The sequence below is a fragment of the Thiocapsa imhoffii genome, assembly GCF_016583985.1.
Taxonomy (GTDB): Bacteria; Pseudomonadota; Gammaproteobacteria; order Chromatiales; family Chromatiaceae; genus Thiocapsa; species Thiocapsa imhoffii.
Genome location: NZ_NRSD01000006.1, coordinates 197,501 through 219,123, shown reverse-complemented (window position 1 = coordinate 219,123; position 21,623 = coordinate 197,501). Strand labels below are relative to the sequence as shown.

At 61.2% G+C, this 21,623-nt stretch carries 16 protein-coding genes and 2 rRNA genes (1 of these 18 cut by a window edge); 12 read left to right on the top strand and 6 right to left on the bottom strand.

The genetic code is table 11. The features are described from left to right. Window positions 1-114 precede the first annotated feature (114 nt). Window positions 115-441 carry a thioredoxin TrxA gene (trxA, locus tag CKO25_RS08625; RefSeq protein ID WP_200387505.1) on the bottom strand — a complete coding sequence of 109 codons (327 nt, stop codon included), beginning with the start codon at window positions 439-441 and terminating at the stop codon, window positions 115-117. Window positions 442-689: 248 nt separating this feature from the next. Between trxA and CKO25_RS08620 the strand changes: the two genes are divergently transcribed. Beyond that, the gene (locus tag CKO25_RS08620) at window positions 690-2,249 is read left to right on the top strand and encodes a DEAD/DEAH box helicase (RefSeq protein WP_200387504.1); all 1,560 of its coding nucleotides are present in this window, start codon (window positions 690-692) and stop codon (window positions 2,247-2,249) included. A 108-nt stretch (window positions 2,250-2,357) separates the two neighbouring features. Here CKO25_RS08620 and yrfG read toward each other — a convergent pair whose 3' ends face one another. Then, a complete protein-coding gene (yrfG, locus tag CKO25_RS08615) occupies window positions 2,358-3,128 on the bottom strand; it encodes a GMP/IMP nucleotidase (RefSeq protein WP_242467503.1) in 771 nt (256 codons plus the stop codon). Here yrfG and nudE point away from each other — a divergent pair. From nudE to ureC, 9 genes are all read left to right on the top strand, one after another. Continuing rightward, the gene (gene nudE, locus CKO25_RS08610; protein WP_200387503.1) at window positions 3,127-3,672 is read left to right on the top strand and encodes an ADP compounds hydrolase NudE; all 546 of its coding nucleotides are present in this window, start codon (window positions 3,127-3,129) and stop codon (window positions 3,670-3,672) included. The two genes, yrfG and nudE, sit on opposite strands and share 2 nt — an antisense overlap. A 220-nt stretch (window positions 3,673-3,892) precedes the next feature. Further along, entirely contained in the window at window positions 3,893-4,924 is a 1,032-nt protein-coding gene (locus CKO25_RS08605; protein ID WP_200387502.1) for a thioredoxin family protein, read from the top strand. Between the two features lie 193 nt (window positions 4,925-5,117). Further along, a complete protein-coding gene (gene pta, locus CKO25_RS08600) occupies window positions 5,118-7,235 on the top strand; it encodes a phosphate acetyltransferase (protein WP_200387501.1) in 2,118 nt (705 codons plus the stop codon). Between the two features lie 15 nt (window positions 7,236-7,250). Beyond that, complete coding sequence (locus tag CKO25_RS08595; RefSeq protein ID WP_200387500.1) at window positions 7,251-8,474, top strand: acetate/propionate family kinase; 1,224 nt, start codon at window positions 7,251-7,253, stop codon at window positions 8,472-8,474. Window positions 8,475-9,008: 534 nt separating this feature from the next. Beyond that, entirely contained in the window at window positions 9,009-10,994 is a 1,986-nt protein-coding gene (locus tag CKO25_RS08590; protein ID WP_200387499.1) for an OmpA family protein, read from the top strand. 62 nt (window positions 10,995-11,056) lie between these two features. Beyond that, window positions 11,057-11,914 carry an urease accessory protein UreD gene (locus CKO25_RS08585; RefSeq protein WP_200387498.1) on the top strand — a complete coding sequence of 286 codons (858 nt, stop codon included), beginning with the start codon at window positions 11,057-11,059 and terminating at the stop codon, window positions 11,912-11,914. Between the two features lie 399 nt (window positions 11,915-12,313). Further along, window positions 12,314-12,616: an urease subunit gamma gene (gene ureA, locus CKO25_RS08580; RefSeq protein WP_200387497.1), complete on the top strand. Its 303-nt coding sequence runs from the start codon at window positions 12,314-12,316 to the stop codon at window positions 12,614-12,616. A 109-nt stretch (window positions 12,617-12,725) separates the two neighbouring features. Further along, window positions 12,726-13,046, top strand: coding sequence for an urease subunit beta (locus CKO25_RS08575; protein ID WP_200387496.1), 321 nt, complete (start codon window positions 12,726-12,728; stop codon window positions 13,044-13,046). Next, window positions 13,043-14,746: an urease subunit alpha gene (gene ureC, locus CKO25_RS08570; RefSeq protein ID WP_200387495.1), complete on the top strand. Its 1,704-nt coding sequence runs from the start codon at window positions 13,043-13,045 to the stop codon at window positions 14,744-14,746. Before CKO25_RS08575 ends, ureC begins: the two co-directional genes overlap by 4 nt. A gap of 65 nt (window positions 14,747-14,811) precedes the next feature. Here ureC and CKO25_RS08565 read toward each other — a convergent pair whose 3' ends face one another. Continuing rightward, window positions 14,812-15,369: a hypothetical protein gene (locus tag CKO25_RS08565; protein WP_200387494.1), complete on the bottom strand. Its 558-nt coding sequence runs from the start codon at window positions 15,367-15,369 to the stop codon at window positions 14,812-14,814. Window positions 15,370-15,540: 171 nt separating this feature from the next. Then, on the bottom strand, window positions 15,541-16,230 hold the full coding sequence (locus tag CKO25_RS08560; RefSeq protein WP_200387493.1) for a response regulator: 690 nt from the start codon (window positions 16,228-16,230) through the stop codon (window positions 15,541-15,543). A gap of 369 nt (window positions 16,231-16,599) precedes the next feature. Here CKO25_RS08560 and CKO25_RS08555 point away from each other — a divergent pair, with 369 nt between their 5' ends. Continuing rightward, window positions 16,600-18,354, top strand: a complete 1,755-nt coding sequence (locus CKO25_RS08555) for a B12-binding domain-containing radical SAM protein (RefSeq protein ID WP_200387492.1) — start codon at window positions 16,600-16,602, stop codon at window positions 18,352-18,354. A gap of 293 nt (window positions 18,355-18,647) precedes the next feature. Beyond that, complete coding sequence (locus tag CKO25_RS08550) at window positions 18,648-19,010, top strand: hypothetical protein (protein WP_200387491.1); 363 nt, start codon at window positions 18,648-18,650, stop codon at window positions 19,008-19,010. Between the two features lie 155 nt (window positions 19,011-19,165). Here CKO25_RS08550 and rrf read toward each other — a convergent pair. Together rrf and CKO25_RS08540 are read right to left on the bottom strand one after the other, a co-directional pair. Then, window positions 19,166-19,281, bottom strand: a 5S ribosomal RNA gene (gene rrf / locus CKO25_RS08545). Window positions 19,282-19,368: 87 nt separating this feature from the next. Next, window positions 19,369-21,623: ribosomal RNA gene (locus CKO25_RS08540) — 23S ribosomal RNA — on the bottom strand; it runs 633 nt beyond the window's last position.

The following is a 21,623-nucleotide window of genomic DNA, read 5'->3' as shown; positions in this document are numbered from 1 at the left end:
GTTTTGGGGCGGGGTCGCCTGGGAGGCTGCCCCGTCATGTTGTCGTTCGCGGGCCATGCGCGCCGTGGGCGCATCCGGCGCGGGGATATGGCCGACGAGGGGACTGCGAACGCGTCAGAGGTTGCTATCGATGAAGGCTGTCAATTGCGACTTCGATACGGCGCCAACTTTCGTGGCCTCGACCTCGCCCTGCCGGAACAGCATCAGGGTCGGGATCCCACGGATCCCATAGCGTGGAGGCGTGCTGGGATTCTCATCGATGTTGAGCTTGGCCACCTTGATGCGTCCGGCATACTCCCCGGCGATCTCGTCGAGGACAGGTGCAATCATCTTGCACGGACCACACCAGTCGGCCCAGTAATCGACGAGCACCGGTTCAGGTGATTTCAGGACCTCGTCTTCGAATGAATCATCGGTCACATGGACGATGCGATCGCTCACTGATGTGTACTCCGAATTTGGGTGTTGGTGGTTCGGGTGGTCGTTTCGACACCACGTTCGATGGGATGACGGCGAAGCTCGATCGCGACTCGGCCGGTGGGGCGTGGCGTGACTGAGCCGAAGTGAGGGCGGGCGAATTGGCGTTGGTATGTGCCCTTGAGTAAGATGCTATTTGATCCAAAGCGAACAGAATTTGCAAGCCTTGCCCATCGCATGCGGGGCGCGTCGCACCAGGGACTTCTGACGTCATGACCGACACACACCTTACGCAGACACGCTTCGACAGCTTCGCGCTCGATCGACGCATCCTCGACGGACTCGACGCCGCGGGGTTCACCCGCTGCACGCCCATCCAAGCCCGGACGTTGCCGCTCGCGCTCGCGGGACGCGACATTGCGGGGCAGGCACAGACGGGAACGGGTAAAACGGCTGCATTTTTGATCGTGCTGATGCAGCGCTTGCTCACTCAGCCAGCCCCGGAAGCGGTGGGCATTGCCCGCCCGCGGGCACTGATTCTCGCGCCAACCCGTGAACTGGCCGTCCAGATCGAGCGCGATACCCAACTGCTCGCCCAGTTCACCGGGTTGCGGGTCGCCGTGGTGTACGGTGGCGCCGGCTACCAGGAGCAGCGCGATCAGGTCGGCGCGGGAATCGATATTCTCATCGGTACACCTGGGCGCTTAATCGACTATTTCAAGCAAAAGGTCTTCGACTTGACGGCGATCGAGGCGGTCGTGCTTGACGAGGCCGATCGCATGTTCGACCTGGGATTCATTAAGGACATCCGCTTCCTGTTACGCCGCATGCCACCCCCTCAAGAGCGCCAGGGGATGTTGTTTTCAGCAACCCTCTCCTATCGGGTGACGGAGCTCGCCTACGAGCACATGAACCATCCCGAGCCGGTCAAGATCGAGACCGACACCATCACGGCCGATCGTGTCCGGCAATGCTGCTATATGACGGCGAATGAAGACAAGATCCCCCTGCTCCTCGGTTTGGTGCGACGCTGGGAAGATGGGCGCATCATCGTTTTCGTGAACACCAAGCGCGAGGCCGATCGCGTCTGGGGCTATCTGCAAGGCAATGGGATCAATACCGCGGTTCTGTCCGGTGACGTGCCCCAGAAAAAGCGAATGAAGCTCTTGAAGGATTTCACCGAAGGACGGCTGCCCGTGCTGGTGGGGACCGATGTCGCGGCGCGCGGACTGCACATCCCCGATGTCACCCATGTTGTGAACTATGACTTACCAGAAGATCCGGAGGACTATGTGCACCGGATCGGGCGAACGGCGCGCGCGGGTGCCGCTGGTGATGCGATTGGGTTCGTCTGCGAGACTTACGCCTTTTGCCTGCCCGATATTGAGGCCTATATCGGCAGTAAGATCCCCGTGCAGCCGGTGGATCCGGCCTTGATGGCGGAGATCGATCCGCGGAGTCGAGTCCGCCCGGATCGCTCCGATCGATGCGAGCCACGTCCTGGGCGTACCACGCGCAAACCGCACCCGGAACGACGTGGGCGCGATCAAACCGAGCGGCGCGGCCGCGCCAAACCGAGCGTCAACGCGGCCCCTACGACCACTCCAGCCGACACCTGCGCAGCCGCGAATGGACCGAGAGCGGATGCGCCGGTGGCACGCGAGGTGGCGGCCTTGACCGCGCCCCTGGCACCTGCCGCGCCTCCGTCCAGCACCGATGAGAGCACCGCGGGCGCGCCGAGAAAGCGGCGTCGGCGCTCGCGGCGCGCAAAGCACGCTGGTGCCGGTCCTGATCCCTCGGTCCCCGCACCCTCTTCCGACCTGATCGAATGAATGCGCATTACGGCGCGATGGCGCGATGAGACAGACCGCGCCTGGTGCACGCCCCATCGACTGGCATGGGAGGGAGTGCCGATGACGTTGCCGCGGTTGCATGGTCTCTCAAGACCCGTCGGCCACCTGAGCTGACTGGATGGCGTCCTTGAGGAGTCCTGGGAGCAGTTCGCCGAAATCTCCAATGGTGCCGTAGTCCGTGAAGCTGTGCCGTGGCCCGCGGGAGTCGGGTTGCGCGACGGCAAGGAGCCAGCGGAAACCGAAGGCGCGAGCCGCGTTCAAAACATGCGGGTTGTCATCGATGAAGAGGGTGCGGGTGCGGTCGAAGGGTTCGATCGTTGCGACCTGTGACCAAAACCCCGGGGTTTCCTTGGCCAAACCAAGGTCGTGCGCGCAGATAATCTGCTCAAAGTGGCCGCCGAGACGTGTGCGATCGAGTTTCAGCGCCAAAGCCTTCTGGTGTGCGTTGGTGACGAGGACGCGTCGCTTGCCACGCTCCGCGAGCGCGTCGAGGAAGTCGATCACGCGCGGGTGGACCGCGATCAGGTGTTCGACTTCTTGTTTCAAGAGGGCGATGTCAAGACCCAACTCGCGGCTCCAGTGATCGATGCAGTACCAGTTCAAGGTGCCCTCGATGTCACGGTAACGTTTCCGAAGTTCGACCGTGGCCTCCGCGGGTGCCATGCCCCGTGCCTCGGCGTATCGCAAGGGCACGTGCTCGAGCCAGAAATGATTGTCGAAATGCAGGTCGAGGAGGGTGCCATCCAGATCCAGGAACACGCGATCGATCTGCGCCCAATCGATCCGCTCGACCTCATTGTCGAGACCGTCCGTCCCCGCTGCTGAGCGGATCGCGTTCAATCTTGGAGTGTTCATCATGTTACGCAAACCAAAGGTGTTGGCTCGCCGAGTCGTCGCTCAGAGCCGGTTGTTTCGGGTCGAAGAGGTCGAGCTCGAGTTCGCGAACGGAGCACGCCGGACCTTCGAGCGCGTCCCCGGCGGTGTGGATTCGGTCATGATCGTGCCACTGATCGACGCCGACACCGTGCTGTTGATCCGTGAATATGCCGCCGGCAGCCACCGCTATGAATTGGGGTTGCCCAAGGGCGTTGTCGAACCGGGCGAGGATCCGCTCGTTGCGGCCGACCGTGAGATCCAGGAAGAGATCGGCTATGGTTCGCGCGATCTGCGGATTCTCAAGCGTGTCTCACTGGTTCCGGGTTACATCGAGCATCATAGCCTGATCGTGCTCGCCCGCGATCTCTATCCTGAACGTCGGCTCGGTGACGAGCCCGAGCCGCTCGAGGTGGTGCCTTGGCGGCTCGCCGAGATCGATACCCTGCTGGAGCGCGACGATTTCGACGAGGCGCGCTCGGTCGCGGCCTTGTTCATCGCGCTGCGTGCACTCGGTCGCTCAGTGTGAGCCGCGCCGCGTGCGGGCCGCGGCCTCACCATCACCGGCTCCGAAGGTGGCGACGGTGATCGGCTGTGTTGGGCTTGCGACAGTCAGGTGATGGACAATCAATTCGTTCGTGCGAACAAAACAGAGCAGAGTCGCGCTTGACGTGACACCAGGATCATCCGTTTCCAACGGTTCCGCCCAGGACGGCAACACTGAATGACCACCAGTGACGGAGAGATGCATGCTTCTTTCAATCGCTCGCTCGCTGCCCCTCCTGTGCGGACTCTGGTGCGCCGCGGGAACAGTGCTCGCCGAAACCATGCCAAGTCTTGCTGACAGTGTCGAGGCGTTTGACGATTTTCCGCGCGCGGATGCGCTCGAGTACCCGGATTGGTTCAAGCTCGGATTCCTAGATCTGCCCGTCGATCTCGAGGAAGCGATCGCGCAAGGCAAGCAGGGTTTGATCGTCTATTTTGGGCAACAGAATTGTGCCTATTGCCACAAGCTCTTGGAGGAAAATTTCGTCCTCCCGGACATCCTGGAGTACACGCAACGCCATTTCGACCTGGTCCCGATCGATATCTGGGGTGCTGAGGAGGTGACGACGCTCGACGGCGAGGTGATGAGCGAGCGCGACTTCTCCCTGCGTGAGAACACCAACTTCACGCCATCGCTACTCTTCTATAATCGGGACGGGGAACTTGCGCTGAAGTTGCGCGGTTATTATCCGCCCTACCAGTTTCGTGCGGCGTTGGAATACGTGGCCGATGGCCATTACCAACGCGAGAGCTTCCGCGCCTATCTGGCCCGGGGCGAGGGCCGGATGGTGTTTGAGCCCGGGGATCTGAATGAACAGCCGTTCTTCACCCGGCCACCGTTCAACCTCGATCGGCGTTTCCCGAGCACGCGCCCATTGGCGGTCTTTTTCGAGCAGGGTGACTGCCATGCTTGTGACGTGCTGCATGGCTATGCCCTGAGTGAACCCGCGATCATCCGTTATTTCGCCGATTTCGATAGTGTCCAACTCGACATGTGGTCGGATGTCCCGGTCGTCACGCCGGCCGGGGAACGGACGACCGCGCGTGCTTGGGCCGCTCAGTTGGGTCTCTTCTACGCCCCTTCGATCCTGTTCTTCGATGAAGGTGGAACCGAATTGTTGCGCGTCGATTCTGTCGTGAGCTTTTACCGTTTGGATAACGTTTTGAACTATATCGCCACGAAGGCCTATCTCAACGAGAGTTTTGGAGCCTGGCGACTGTCGCAGCGACGCTGAGGGTCGCGCGTCGCGCGCACCGAGACCCGATGCGCGCCGCTCGGGTGAGAAGCGCGACAGGGGTGGTCACGCATCCGAGGTGGTCGGCGAGCGCTGGAATCTGTTATTTTTGCGCAGTGCAGCATTTTTTCGTGTCGATGTCATCGTTCGTGCAAACTCGCCGAACGTCTCGCGTTTTCCCAAAGGGGTCCTCATGCAAAGCGTCTACATTGCCGGTGCCGGTGCCGGCAGCGGCAAGTCGGTTGTCGTTCTTGGTTTCATGGAGATGCTCTACGCCGTGAATCGCAAGGTGGGCTTCTTCCGCCCCATTGTTTCCAAGAGCGTCGAGCACGATAACCTAACCATGCTCATCCGCAGTCGTTATGACCTCCCCTTTCCGTCGGAGATGCTCTACGGTTGCACTGCGGAAACGGCGAGTCGTCTCGTTGCGGCAGGTCGCTATGACGAACTGCTCAAAATGATCCTGAATAAGTTCAAAACGCTCGAAGAGCTATGCGATCTGGTCGTCTGTGCCGGCACGGATTTCGACGGGTTGGTGCCATCGCTCGAGTTCGACTTCAACGCCGACCTCGCCAACAACCTCGGCTGCAGTGTCGTGGTGGTTGTCAAAGGCTTCGGCCGCAGCCCGGAGGAGGCGCTTGAGGCGCTCTACATGGCGCACGAGTCGATGCGGTATCGCGGCGGGGATTTCCTCGCGAGCGTGATCAATGGGATTGACCCGGAGCATGTCGAAACGGTCAAGAATCGCGCACGCAAGCTCTTGCCTAAGCGTGAGAATGTCTATGTCCTCCCGCGCCAGTCGGCGCTCGGGATGCCAACGGTTGGGGAGATTCGCCAAGCACTCGGTTGCGAGTGTCTCTGCGGTGATGGCGATGCCATGAATCAAGTGGTGACCAACTACAAGATTGCGGCCATGGAGGTTCCGGATTTTCTCGGCTATGTCGAGGACGGCTGTCTCATCATCACCGCGGGCGATCGCTCTGACATCATCCTCGCAAGCCTCGCGGCCGATGTTTCCTCCTCCTTTCCCCGCGTGGCGGCCCTGCTGCTCACCGGTGGTCTCCAGCCCGCGGAGCCCGTCCAACGTCTGCTGGAGGGATTGCGTCGAACCAAGGTGTCCATCCTGCGGGTGCCGGACGATACCTTCACCACCGCGCTGAATGTCAATCGTATCGAAGCGACGATCCTGCCCGGCGACGAGCGCAAGATTGCCGCGGGTCTCGGACTCTTCGAGGGGCATGTGGAGATCGACGAGCTGCGCGACCGGATCTCGGTGCGGCGCTCGGACCGCGTCACGCCACTCATGTTCGAGTACGAGCTGATCCGCCGGGCGAAGGCGCAGCGTCAGCGCATCGTGCTGCCGGAGGGGAGTGACGAGCGGATCTTGCGGGCGGCTGAGATCCTGACCCTCCGGCAGGTGGCCGACTTGACCCTGCTCGGCGATCCCGACAAGATCCGGCGGAGGATCGGGGAGTTGGGTCTGAAGCTCGACGATATCGTCATCATCGATCCCCTCACCTCACCCAATCGCGAACGCTATGCGCAGTCCTACTACGAGCTGCGCAAACACAAGTGCATCTCCGAACAGATGGCGCGGGATGCACTCGAGGATGTGAGTTATTTCGGCACCATGATGGTGTACGAGGATGATGCCGATGGCATGGTCTCCGGTGCGGTTCACACCACGCAGCATACGATCCGCCCCGCCTTCGAGACCATCAAGACCAAACCAGACATCAAGCTGGTCTCCAGTGTCTTCTTCATGTGTCTGGCCGATCGCGTGCTGGTTTACGGCGATTGCGCGGTCAATCCCAATCCCACTTCCGAGGAACTGGCCGACATCGGGATCACCTCCGCGGCGACGGCTGCCGCATTCGGAATTGAACCAAGGGTCGCCATGTTGTCCTACTCGAGCGGTAGCTCGGGAAAAGGCGCTGATGTAGAGCGTGTGCGCGAGGCGGTGCGGATCGCTCGCGAGCGCCGTCCGGATCTCAAGCTTGAGGGGCCGATCCAGTACGACGCCGCGGTCGATATCGGGGTGGCTCGTTCGAAGATGCCCGATAGCGAAGTCGCGGGCCATGCCAACGTGTTCGTGTTTCCGGATCTCAACACCGGGAACAACACCTACAAAGCCGTTCAGCGCAGCGCCAACGCGGTCGCGATCGGTCCGGTCCTGCAGGGCTTGAACAAGCCGGTCAACGATCTCAGTCGTGGCTGTACCGTTACGGATATTGTCAACACGGTTGCCATCACAGCGATTCAAGCGCAAAACGACCGTGCGGCGTCTGCCGCGGCCGCGGCAAGTGCCTGAACGGGAGGCTGCTCCATGAAAGTCCTGGTCTTGAACTCCGGAAGTTCGTCGATCAAGTATCAACTGTTTGAAACACACGACTGGGCCGTGCGCGCGCATGGCGCGGTCGCGCGGATCGGCGAGGCGCTGAGCGAGTTCAAGGAGTCCTGGGTTGATGCCGATGGCACGCGGCAAACCCAGCATGTCGAACGGGCCATTCCCAGCCACCGGGCGGGGATCGATCACATCATCGCCTCCTTGCGCACGAATCGGGTGATCGGGGACATCTCGGAATTGGCCGCGATCGGTCATCGTGTCGTGCATGGCGGTGAACACTTCAAATCACCAACCATTGTCGATGAGGCGGTCGTCGCGGCAATTCGCGCGGTGACTCCACTCGCTCCGTTGCACAACCCGGCCAACCTCGAGGGCATCGAGGTGACGCGGCGGCTATTCCCGCAAGTCCCTTCGGTCGCTGTCTTCGATACCGCCTTCCATCAAACCATGCCACGCACGGCTTACCGCTATGCGTTGCCCGAGTGGCTCTATCTCGAGCATCGCATCAGGCGTTATGGCTTCCACGGCACCTCGCATCATTACGTCGCCAAACGTGCCGCCGCCATGCTGGGTAAACCGCTTGAGGACTGTCATCTCATCACCTTGCATCTCGGCAATGGAGCCAGTGCCACGGCCATTCGGGATGGCAACAGCGTCGATACCTCGATGGGTCTCACGCCTCTCGAAGGTCTCGTCATGGGGACGCGCAGTGGCGATCTGGACCCAGCCATCCTCTTTTACCTGGCCAAGAATCTGGGGTTGGAGATGACGGCGATCGAGGATCTGCTCAATCGTCAAAGTGGCCTGCTCGGCATCTGTGGGGTTAACGACATGCGCGAGATCGACCGCATGGCCGAGGATGGCGATGACCGTGCCGAGCTTGCGATTGGGATCACCGCCCATCGCATCAAAAAATACATCGGCGCTTACTACGCCGAACTCGGGCGCCTTGACGCCATCGTTTTTACGGGTGGGATCGGCGAGAATTCGATGGAGATTCGCTGCCGTGCTTGCGAGGGGCTGGAAACGCTCGGGATCAAGATCGACGACCGGAGTAATTTCTGTGGCGAGCATCGTGGAGAGCGCTGCATCAGCACTCCCGAGAGTCAGGTCAGGGTCCTGGTGATTCCGACGAATGAAGAGTTGGAGATCGCGCAGCAGGCGTTCGATGCGACGGTAGGGGTTGCACGTGCCACGCAATGACCGCGGCCTCGGTCATGTCCCAAGCCGGGTCGGGCGCCTGGGTGTTGTTCCCCCCTGTCAACGCGCGATGCTTTTCAGCATAATCTGACTCAAGGCCGCGGACCTGACCAACGCTGTTAGTGCGCTGCTGCGCGACCATCTGCCATCACTGGCCCCATCGCAAATTGGGCCTGAGGCGCACCTCACAGCTGGCCGTCACGGGTCCGCGGCGCCCGTGTCGCAGCGCTCCCCAAGGCGGCCACATGGTGCTGGCACGGATTGCCTCCGTGGGCGATCTGCCGTCTTCATGGCGCTCAAGGAGCCCCGACCCTGCGCTGACGTTCGTTGGGTTGGCTGCGGATGGCGGGTCGCAAATCATTGCAAGGCGTGCAACGCGCCGCTGGATCTCGGTATCCTGAATCGATCCGACCAGCTGGTTCCACGAGCGACTGGGGGTCGACATGATGGTGCGATGCCATGTCGCAGCAGGGCCAGATGTGATCGATGCTGAGCTGTTGCCGAGTACGATAACAATGACCGCCCTAGGAGATGACAATGACGAGTTCTAATGCCTCGATCGCGCGCCTCTTCGCTTGGCTCTGTCTGGCTGCGTTGATCGGCGTCTATCTACTCTATGATTGGTATTCGGGACATCTGAAGACTCAGATCGCAGACCTGGAGGCTGGGATTTCGCAGACCGCCTCCGGGCTCAAGGATCGTGAGGGCCTGATTGCGTCACTCCAACGCGACGTCGCCGATCTGAACGAACAGACCAATACGCTGGTCGCGCAACATGCGTCGGATCTGCAACAGCTCGAGGATACGCACACCCAAACGCGGCAGCAATTGCTCGATGAGCACGCCGCCGAGCGACAGGAACTCGAGGGACGTGTCGCGACAGCCGACCAGACAATCAGTGAGCTCGAGCAGGCGTTAGAGTCACTGCGCGAGAATGACGCCGAGGCGCTGGCTGCCGAACAGTCCAAGACCGAGGCCGCGCTTGACGAGCGTGATCGCAGCGTGGCCGCCTTCGAGGAACTGCAAGGCCAATATGATGCCGCCATTGCCAAGTCCGAGCAGCTTGAGGAGGATCTGATCAATCTGCGGCAGGTCATCGTGGACTCGACCCTCGAGCACCGCGAACAGATCGAAGCACTCGAACGCCACTTGAACGAACGGGTTCAGTTGGCCAAGGCGACGCCCAAGGATGATGACTTGATGCGGGCCGCGCAAGCTGCTGGATTGCTTCCGGAGGCGATGCACTGGGCCGAGAGTGTGACCGCACTGGCGGAACAACTGGCGGTGAGTCAGGCGCAGATCGAGTCCTTGCAAGGCGAAGCCGACGCCGCGCGCGCGCGGCACGACGCGCAGATTGCGTCGCTGCAAGATGATCTTGTGGAGGCACGCACGAGGCTGAGCGAGCAGCCGGAGGAGCCTCAGGTCACGGAGCAGATCACTGCCTTGCAAGCACGACTCGCCCAAGCCGATGCAGAACTTGTCCAGGCGCAGGCCGCGGCGGCGGCCGAACTCGACGCCGCCAAGACGTCCGCCGCCGAAGCCCTCGCGGCCGCCGAGGAACGCGTGGCGAGTCTGACCGAGGCGCTTGAGCAATCACCCACCGCGGAGCAGATCGCCACGTTGCAAGCGCGGCTCACGGCGGCTGAGACGCGCGCCGAGGATCTCGCCGAACAGCTTGCGGAAGCACCGGAGGCCGAACAGTTCGCGTCACTCCAAGAGCGTTTGACGGCGTCGGAGGCCGCCCTGGAGGATGCACGCGCGGACCTTGATCGCCGGGTCAAGGCAGAGGAGGCGGAGGTTGCGGAGCTGTCCGAGCAGCTCGCGGCCCTGATGACCGAACAGGAGCAGATCACCGGGGAGAAGGCGCGCTTGATCGCGGAGCACAAGGATGCGATCGCGCGCGCCAACAGCGCGTTGCAGGAGACGCAGGGCGAACTCGAGACGCTCCGTGAGGAACTTGAGCGGGCGCGGCGGGGCGCGGCGGATGCGGGATCCCAGGCACTCGAGGAGGCTCAGGCCATGGTCGCCGCGCTCGAAGCTCAGCTCGCGGAGGAGCGCGCCAAGTCGGAAGGACTGATGGCGGATCTGCGGCGTGAAGCCGAGCAGGCGGCCGGGTCCGTCCGCGCGCTCTATCAGCGCTTCGCCGAGTTGGGTGGAACGCACACCGAGCGCGGCATGCTGCTGAATCTCGCGGATACGGATTTGCGCTTCCAGACCTCGATGGCAATCCTTCCGGAAACCGACCTGCCAAGCTTGGACCGCATCGCCGAACTGCTCAACGATCATCCGCAATTGCAGGTGCGGATCGAAGGGTACACCGACATCACGGGTGACGAGCAGGCAAACTTGGCGCTCTCGCTGGCACGCGCGGAGGCGGTTCAGCAGGCGCTGATTGAGCGCGGTGTTGAGGCAACGCGACTGACCGCTGAGGGCAACGGACCGGCTCGACCCATTGCGGACAATGCAACCGCTGCCGGCCGCGCCCAGAATCGTCGGGTTGAGGTCTATGTGATCGAAGGCTGAGCCGAGCGAGCAATGACGGCCCCATCACCTGGTTGGAACCTGAACCTGTTGAGGAGGCCGTCATGAAGCGGCCGTGCACGGATCCAATCGATCCAGTGGTTGGGCCGTCCGGGGAGTGGTCCGGGCGTTTGCAACTGGACATCGGCGTCCGCGCGGGCCGCAGTCGGGTCATCAGGAAAGAACAGCGCGGCCCCCTGACCCTGCAGCGTGCCTTTCATCCCGAGGGCGCACCCTGTCATCTCTACCTCTTGCATCCACCCGGCGGGGTCGTAGGCGGCGATCGTCTCGAGATCGAGATCGGTGTCGCAACTGGGGCCCATGCGCTGATCACGGCGCCAGGTGCGACCAAGTTCTACCGCAGCGCCGGACCCGTGGCGCGACAACGGCTCGCCCTGCGGGTCGCCACGGGCGCCGTGTTGGAATGGCTTCCGCATGAGAACATTTTCTTTTCCGGGGCTGCCTGTGCACTCGACCTCGTGATTGATCTGGTTGGCGATGGTCGCTTTCTCGGCTGGGAGGTGCATTGCTTTGGTCGCCCGACCATCGCGGAGCGCTTCTTGGGGGGCCAGGTCGAGAGCGGATTGCGGGTTCAACGTGACGGTAAGCCCATCTTGGACGAGCGCTTGCGCGTCGCGGGTCTGGCTGCCCTGAATGGACCCGCCTTGCTGCGAGGCTTTCCGATTTGTGCCACCTTTATCCTAACGGGCGTCGACTCCAGCCAACTCGCGTTGGCGCGGCGCCGGCTCGATTCCTGCTCAGACTTTCCGGTCGCAGCGACCTTACTCGATGATCTCCTACTCATCCGAGCACTCGCGCACGAGGTCGAGCCCGTCACCCTGTTGTTTGGAGCGCTCTGGTCCGATCTGCGCCCGGCCGTGCTGGGCTTGGCAGCCTGTCCACCGCGGATTTGGGCAACCTAAGCGGGTGAACCGGTCATTGGATCGGTCTGGCGTCCCTTCGAGAGGGCTGTGACCGCTAAACCAGTCACGCCATCGGCGCACGAAGGGAGGGGTTTTGCCACGCCAGGGCTGGTTTGCCATAAGATGCATTCACGTTCGGTCGTCTCGATCGTGGTCAGAGGCAACCGGGCGGCGATCGATCGCGGCGAGGTTCATAGGTGTCACCGTATGATGGCGATCAAGCGACCCCGCACAGCGATCATGGTGGACTCAGCGCGCGTTGATCTTGGTGCTGTGGGCGGCGTCTTGACCACCCCGGGCCAAGGGGGGCACTGAGCGAGAGCGCCTTCGCGGTCTAGGCCATGGCCTTCGAAGGTACCGCTGGGTCCCGATTCCAAGCGCGACGATGAGGAGCCGATCATGGAGCTGAGTCCCCGAGAGAAGGACAAACTGCTGTTGTTCACTGCTGGTCTGGTTGCCGAGCGCCGCAAGGCGAGAGGTGTGCGGTTGAATTACCCGGAGGCGGTTGCCTTCATCAGTTGCGCGATCATGGAGGCGGCGCGCGATGGTCGAACGGTCGCTGAGTTGATGGACTATGGTCGCACCCTCTTGTCCCGCGAGGAGGTGATGGAGGGTATCGCCGAGATGATCGAAACGATCCAGGTGGAGGCGACCTTCCCGGATGGCACCAAACTGGTCACAGTCCATGATCCGATCGTTTGACGACACCGAAACCTGTTCGTGAAGACGTCTCGTGATCCGCGTTCGGGCAAGGCGTCAACCGGTGATGGCGGTCCTGCCCGGTCGCCCCAATCCAGTCAGGAGAAGGCCCATGATCCCAGGTGAACTCATCACGGTCCCCGGAGCGATCACGCTCAACCCCGACCGCCCCCGCCAAACCCTGCGGGTTGCCAACACCGGCGACCGCCCGATCCAGGTCGGATCGCATTACCATTTCTACGAGACGAACGCCGCTCTATCCTTTGACCGGATGCCGACCCGTGGCTGGCGGCTCGATATTCCTGCTGGTACGGCGGTGCGATTCGAGCCCGGTCAGACGCGGACCGTGACCCTCGTCCCGTATGGAGGGGACCGCATCGTGTTCGGATTCAATGGTCAGGTCATGGGCGCACTCGATGGAGATCAGCCATGAGTACGATCAGCAGAGCCGCCTATGCATCCATGTATGGTCCGACCGTTGGGGATCGTATTCGTCTTGGTGACACCGATCTTTTCATTCAGGTCGAGGCGGATCACACACATTATGGCGACGAGGTCAAGTTTGGTGGTGGAAAGGTCATTCGAGACGGCATGGGCCAGTGCCAGCGACAGGCCGATGAGGTGGCGGATCTGGTCATCACCAATGCGCTGATCCTTGATCATTGGGGAATCATCAAGGCTGATATTGGGATCAAACATGGCCGGATTGCCGGGATCGGCACGGCGGGGAATCCCGACACTCAAGAGGGGATCGACATCCTGATTGGGCCCGGTACCGAGGTGATCGCCGGCGAAGGACAGATCGTCACCGCGGGTGGCATCGACGCGCACATTCATTTCATCTGTCCGCAACAGATCGAAGAGGCGCTGATGTCGGGGGTCACCACCATGATCGGCGGTGGGACCGGTCCAGCAACGGGGACCAACGCGACCACCTGTACACCAGGTCCATGGAATATCCAGCGCATGCTGCAAGCGGCAGAGGACCTGCCAGTCAATCTGGGTTTCCTGGGCAAGGGCAACGGCAGTCTGCCGAATGCCTTGGAGGAACAGATTCGGGCCGGCGCGATGGGGTTCAAACTCCATGAAGACTGGGGCACGACCCCTGCATCCATCGACTGTTGTCTTGGCGTCGCCGAGAAGATGGATGTCCAAGTGGCCATCCACACCGACACCCTGAACGAGTCCGGTTTCGTCGAGGACACCATCGCGGCCTTCAAGGACCGTTGCATCCACACCTATCACACCGAAGGAGCAGGTGGCGGTCACGCGCCCGACATCATCAAGGCCGCCGGTCTACCGCATGTCTTGCCATCCTCCACGAACCCCACCCGCCCTTACACGATCAACACCGTCGACGAGCATCTCGACATGCTCATGGTCTGTCACCACCTCTCCCCCTCGATTCCAGAAGATGTCGCCTTCGCCGAGTCGCGAATTCGGCGCGAGACGATCGCGGCCGAGGATATCCTGCACGACCTCGGCGCCTTCTCGATGATCGCCTCGGACTCACAGGCGATGGGGCGGGTTGGAGAGGTCATCTGTCGGACCTGGCAAACGGCCCATAAGATGAAGATACAACGCGGCTCGCTGCAGGGCGATCCGCCCGAGCACGACAATGGTCGTGCCAAACGCTACATCGCGAAATACACCATCAATCCGGCGATCACACACGGGATCGCTCACGAAGTCGGATCGATCGAGGTCGGCAAGCTGGCGGATCTCGTGCTCTGGAAACCAGCCTTCTTCGGCGTGAAACCGAGCCTCATCGTCAAGGGAGGGCTCATCGTGGCCGCTGCGATGGGAGATCCGAATGCCTCCATCTACACACCGCAGCCGGTGCACTATCGGCTCATGTTCGGGGCTCATGGATCCGCCCTGCATGCGACCTGCATGACCTTCCTCTCGCAGTGGGCACATGAGGCCGGTGAGCCGCAACGGCTCGAGCTGAAACGGCGCATTGGGATCACCCGTGATAGCCGTCTCGTGCGCAAGGCACACATGATTCACAACGACTATCAACCGACCATCGAGGTCGATCCGCAGACCTATCAGGTGCGGGCGGACGGTCAGCTCCTGACCTGTGAGCCGGTCGACCGGGTCCCACTCGCCCAGCGCTATTTTCTGTTCTGACGAGCCGCTCTGGAACGAGGCCGTGCCCCAGTTGGCCCAGCCTCGCTCACTGGCGTGCGTGTCGATCAGAGGACCTGATCACCGCGTGGTTTGCTGGGCCGACCCGGGGCGTCGGGGCCACCGCGCTTGGACTTCGACTTCATCCCGATGCGTTCGAACGCCTGTGCTTGGGGCTCGGTCAACACGGCCTTGATTTGTGCCCGTGCGTCACCGCTTGTCATGTCAGACGGCCCATGCGCCTGCATGATGTCGCGAACCTGTTCGATTTGTGTCGGGCTGAGATCCAAACGCCGCGCGAGCTGACCAATCCGTCGCTCGAGGCGCGCGGCTTGCTGCTCGGCGATGAGGTCCTGTTGCGCGGGGGTGAGGACAGCATCGATCCGCGTGTGCATGGTCTCGCGCATGAGGGTTCGCTGTGTGGCTTGATCCTCAAGAATGGCGCGGATTTCATCCTGTTGTGCGCTGCTCAAATCCAGTTGTTCGCTCATGCGCGCGAGTCGCTGATCCACGTCCTGCGAGGGTCCCCAAGCCTTGCCGGGGCCGGCGAGAGCGAGCGGCGCGGCCAGCATGCCGGCGATCAAGAGCACGCTGGTCAGATTCTGTTTGTTGCTGTGTGTCGTCATCGTCGATCTCCTGTAGTCAGGTCGATGACCCGCATCAAGCGAGCCGTTTGGTGGGCGAGAGCGACTCAAAGGGTGTCGCGATCTCGACGAGACTCAGGATACGGAGAGGGTGTGCAGCAGCCGTGCAGATAATGTGCAGAAATCAAGGAAATGCAGGCAGGGGGCAGTGCATCATGATGGCTGATCCGGCTCCTCGTAGCGGTAGCCCACCCCGTAGACCGAATGGATCAACTCCGTGTTCGGGACCAGCTCCGCCAAGCGCCGCCGCAACTTCTTGACATGGCTGTCGATAGTCCGGTCGGAGACGATGCGATTGTCCGCATAAATCAGATTCATCAAGTGCTGACGCGAGAGGATGCGTCCCGCGGCCTGATGCAATGCGGTGAGCAGGGCAAACTCAACGGCGGTCAAGATAATGACCTGCTCCCCGCAGCACACCTGCAGACGATCCGCGGCAAGCTGAAGGAGTCCGGGAGCACGCACGAGATCCGGCGGCTGAGTCCGCCGCAGCACGGCCTTCACCCGTGCCACGAGTTCACGAGGACTGTAGGGTTTGCAAAGATAGTCGTCCGCACCGAGTTCCAGACCAAGCAGTCGATCGATCTCTTCAACCCGCGCCGTGGTCATCATGATGGGAACCGGGCTGCGCAAGCGGACCTCACGGCAGATGCTCAAACCATCCTGACCCGGTAACATGAGATCAAGCAGAATGAGATCAGGGTCGTTCTGGCGGATCCAGTCGACCGCGCCGGTTCCGGTCGCAAGGTGATGGAACTGGTAACCGGCCGCACGCAGATAGTCGCCCACCACCGCGGCCAAATGGTCTTCGTCCTCAATCATCAGGATCACTGGAGTTGGCATCTAAGCTCCTTGGTTGCCGATCCGGACAGTCAAAATGTGTGCGCTCGTGACCGACTGAGGTACCAGGATGGCGTGGCGATCACCACCCGGACGGCCGGGGGTAGGATGATCCGGACCACCATCGCCTTCGCTCCCGCTGGCCCCGTTCCTAGAATTTCGACCCGGCGTGGTGGTCGCTGCAAGGGTCGCCCGGTCCCTCACCGTTCTGCTTGAGAGCGAACGCCGCAGCGTCGTGGTGCTGATGTCGATCCCAGACAGCAAGGCCGACGGCCCCCATCGGTTTCCGGCTGACATTTCCATCATCGCAGTGACATACTCTGTTATATATCACGGAACCCGCCGGGTTTCGGATCATCCGAGGCCCGCTCCATGTCTGCGACCCGACGTGGGTGTTCGTTCAGTATCCTGCTCATCAAGCCATCGCATTATGACGACGATGGCTATGTGATCCAGTGGTGGCGCTCCTCGCTGCCCTCCAATAGCCTCGCGTCCGTCCATGCGATCGCGCTCGATTGCGCTGAGCGGCGGGTTCTCGGCGAAGACGTCGAAATTCGTGTCCAATCGATCGACGAGACCAATACCCGTGTCCGACCGACGCGTCTGCTGCGCGAGCTGCGGCGCGCGGGAGGGCAGGCACTGATCGGCCTGGTCGGTGTGCAGTCGAACCAGTATCCACGCGCACTCGACCTCGCCCGGGTCTTCCGCACGGCGGGGTTGCCGGTCGTGATCGGCGGCTTTCATGTCAGCGGCTGTCTCTCCATGCTCAAAACGCGCCCGCCTGAGCTGCAAGAAGCCCTTGATGCCGGGATTAGCCTCTTCGCCGGCGAGCTCGAGGGACGTCTCGATGCCCTGTTGCGCGATGCGCGGAACGGCCAGCTGCAGCCGATCTATAACCATCTCGCCGAGCTCCCCGACCTCGCCGGGACTCCTACGCCCTATCTGCCACCGGATCGGGTTGCGCGCACCATGGGCAAGCGCGCGAGCTTCGACGCCGGGCGCGGCTGCCCTTATCTTTGCAGCTTTTGCACCATCATCAATGTGCAAGGCCACACCTCGCGCCATCGCTCCGCCGACGATATCGAACGGCTGATCCGGGCCAATGCGGCGGATGGCACCAGTAATTTTTTTATCACCGACGATAATTTTGCTCGCAATCGCAACTGGGAGGCGATTTTCGACCGCATCATCGCGCTGCGCGAATCCGGTATGCAGATCCAGTTGGTGATCCAGGTCGATACCCAGTCCTATCGCATCCCGGGATTTATCGAGAAGGCAGGCCGTGCCGGGGTGACTCGCGCCTTCCTCGGTCTGGAGAACATCAACCCTGACGCGCTGAAGGCTGCCCGCAAGGGCCAGAACAAGATCACTGATTATCGCACCATGCTGCAGGCCTGGCACGGTGCGGGCGTCTTGACCTACGCCGGCTACATCCTGGGATTTCCCACGGATACGCCCGCGACCATTCGCCGGGATCTGGAGATCATCAAACGCGAGCTCCCAATCGACATCATGGAGTTCTTCATCCTGACCCCATTGCCGGGCTCACAGGATCATCAGCGCCTGGTCGAGGCCGGCGTTCCGCTCGACCCGGATATGAACAACTACGACACCCAGCATGTCACCATGGATCATCCACTGATGAGCCGCGCCGAATGGCAAGCCATCTATCGCGAGGCCTGGGACATCTATTACACGGATGCGCACGTGGCGACCGTCCTGCGACGGGCCCGCGCCTGGGGCTATGACCCCAAGGCGATGCTCGGTAAGCTTTACGCCTTCCATGCCCCCGTCGTTTATGAACGCATGCATCCGCTCGAGGGCGGTCTGATCCGGCGCAAGTCGCGGTGCGATCGTCGACCGGGCCGCCCACTCGAGCACCCGCTGTTCTTCTATCCCAAGCGCGTCTGGGAGTTCGTCCGCACCTATTCGGGGGCCTACGCCATGCATCGTCGATACCGACGCATCCTGGCCGAAGTGATGGCCGAACCCGACCCGCTGGCCTATCGGGATCTCGCAACGACACCGGTCACGCTAGGCGAGGAGATGACCCTCGAACTCTTCAACGTTACGGATGCGGCACAGGCCTTCATGCGGAAACGACTCGAGGCCACCCGTGTTCACTAAACAGCAGATAAGCTGATGGACCCTCTCGATCCCGCCCGGACCGCACATGGCTCACGAACGGGGCCACGTCGCTCTGACCAGCGGCGCGCAAGCTGCTGTCGTTCTGCGTGTGGTGTGAGATGCCGGCGTGCCCGAGAATGTGTCTTTGAATCCTAGCGGTTGGACTGCCAAGACACCTGTGATGTTGCATGTGCGCCGGCATTCAGTAGACTCCCAATTTTCATTCGATTCGGAGTCCATTGATGCCTGCTCAACTGCTCATCGACTTGAGGTCTAAGAGAGTCGCGACGTTGATGGCTATGCTGACCAGCGCCGCACTCGGTCTTTCACCCATGCAGGGGGTCGCGGCTGACCTGATCTGCCGAGGCAACATGCCCGCCGCGAACCTCAACTTCTCGACTCTTTTCACGCGCGGCGCGGGCTTCGTTGGTCCGGTCGAGTTTCGCCAGCACGAGACCGGCGCCTGGGTCGTCGAATCCTCGCCCTTGCAGTTCGATCGCACCAACGATCGAGGACAAGGTGTCTATCGCGCCCATGTCGGCGGCATGGCCGATGTCGTTCTGATCGACCTAGCCGAGACGCAACCGCATGTCGGGAGCGAGATCTCGGTTGGCTATGATGGCCGCTGGGGTCGTGGCGTCTGCGTAACACCCTAGAGATGGATGGATCTGCTGGTTTGGAGGCCTTCCGGCCATCGGCGAGGGTGTGGTGGTGTTTGGGTTGAGGGCGGGTGTGAGGGGGAGGTGGATTGGGTGGTGTTGCAACGAGAAACCCCCCGACACGGTGAGGTGTCGGGGGGTTTGGGGAGAGGACCTGGCGGTGACCTACGTTCGCATGGGGAGGCCCCACACTATCATCGGCGAGACACCGTTTCACGTCTGAGTTCGGGATGGGATCAGGTGGTTCCAGTGTTCTATGGCCGCCAGGGAAAGCGGTGGGGCGTGCTGGTAGCAGGCCCCGATGTGTGGTGAGATCGTGTGGTGCGTGTGCGAACCCAAGATGCTTGGGTGTTATATGGTCAAGCCACACGGTCAATTAGTACCGGTTAGCTTCACCCATTACTGAGCGTCCACATCCGGCCTATCAACGTCGTCGTCTTCAACGGACCTTCAGAGGCATCACGTGCCTAGGGAGACCTCATCTCGGGAGGGGCTTCCCGCTTAGATGCTTTCAGCGGTTATCCCGTCCGGATATAGCTACCCGGCAATGCCACTGGCGTGACAACCGGAACACCAGAGATCCGTCCACTCCGGTCCTCTCGTACTAGGAGCAGCTTCCCACAAGTCTCCAACGCCCACGGCAGATAGGGACCGAACTGTCTCACGACGTTCTAAACCCAGCTCGCGTACCACTTTAAATGGCGAACAGCCATACCCTTGGGACCGACTTCAGCCCCAGGATGTGATGAGCCGACATCGAGGTGCCAAACACCGCCGTCGATATGAACTCTTGGGCGGTATCAGCCTGTTATCCCCGGAGTACCTTTTATCCGTTGAGCGATGGCCCTTCCATACAGAACCACCGGATCACTAAGACCTACTTTCGTACCTGCTCGACTTGTCCGTCTCGCAGTCAAGCACCCTTATGCCTTTGCACGCAACGCGCGATTTCCGACCGCGCTGAGGGTACCTTCGTGCTCCTCCGTTACGCTTTGGGAGGAGACCGCCCCAGTCAAACTACCCACCATGCACTGTCCCTGATCCGGATCACGGACCGAGGTTAGAACGCCAAACAAACCAGGGTGGTATTTCAAGGTCGGCTCCACGGCAACTGGCGTCACCGCTTCACAGCCTCCCACCTATCCTACACAAGTCGGTTCAACGTCCAGTGCAAAGCTGTAGTAAAGGTTCACGGGGTCTTTCCGTCTAGCCGCGGGTACTCGGCATCTTAACCGAGAATTCAATTTCACTGAGTCTCTGGTGGAGACAGCGCCGCCATCGTTACGCCATTCGTGCAGGTCGGAACTTACCCGACAAGGAATTTCGCTACCTTAGGACCGTTATAGTTACGGCCGCCGTTTACCGGGGCTTCGATCAAGAGCTTCGCCGAAGCTAACCCCATCACTTAACCTTCCGGCACCGGGCAGGCGTCACACCCTATACGTCCGCTTACGCGTTAGCAGAGTGCTGTGTTTTTAATAAACAGTCGCAGCGGCCTGGTCACTGCAACCCCACTCAGCTCCATGGGCTAGCCACTTCACCTACCTGGGGCGCACCTTCTCCCGAAGTTACGGTGCTATTTTGCCTAGTTCCTTCACCAGAGTTCTCTCAAGCGCCTGAGGATTCTCACCCTGCCCACCTGTGTCGGTTTCGGGTACGGTCACCCCGAACCTGAAGCTTAGAGGCTTTTCTTGGAAGCATGGCATCAATCACTTCACCCCCGTAGGAGCTCGTCATCACGTCTCGACATTAAACCCCCGGATTTGCCTAAGGGCTCTGCCTACACGCTTAAACCGGACACCAACTGCCGGCTGACCTAGCCTTCTCCGTCCCCCCATCGCAGTTCGGCGTGGTGCAGGAATCTTAACCTGCTTCCCATCGACTACGCCTCGCGGCCTCGCCTTAGGAACCGACTCACCCTGCGCCGATGAACGTTGCGCAGGAAACCTTGGGCTTTCGGCGCGGGGGATTCTCACCCCCGTGATCGTTACTCATGTCAGCATTCGCACTTCCGATACCTCCAGCATGCTTGACAACACACCTTCAACGGCCTACGGAACGCTCCCCTACCATGCGAGTTGCCCCGCATCCGCAGCTTCGGTACATGGCTTAAGCCCCGTTACATCTTCCGCGCAGGCCGACTCGACCAGTGAGCTATTACGCTTTCTTTAAAGGATGGCTGCTTCTAAGCCAACCTCCTGGCTGTCTGGGCCTTCCCACATCGTTTCCCACTGAGCCATGATTTTGGGACCTTAGCTGGCGGTCTGGGTTGTTTCCCTCTCGACGACGGACGTTAGCACCCGCCGTCTGTCTCCCGTGGTCACACTTGCTAGTATTCGGAGTTTGCATCGGTTTGGTAAGCCGGGATGGCCCCCTAGCCGAAACAGTGCTCTACCCCTAACAGTGACCCCACGAGGCGCTACCTAAATAGCTTTCGGGGAGAACCAGCTATCTCCGGGCTTGATTAGCCTTTCACTCCGACCCACAGCTCATCCGAATCTTTTTCAACAGATCCCGGTTCGGGCCTCCAGCGCGTGTTACCGCACCTTCACCCTGGCCATGGGTAGATCGCCCGGTTTCGGGTCTACTCCCAGCGACTGAACGCCCTAT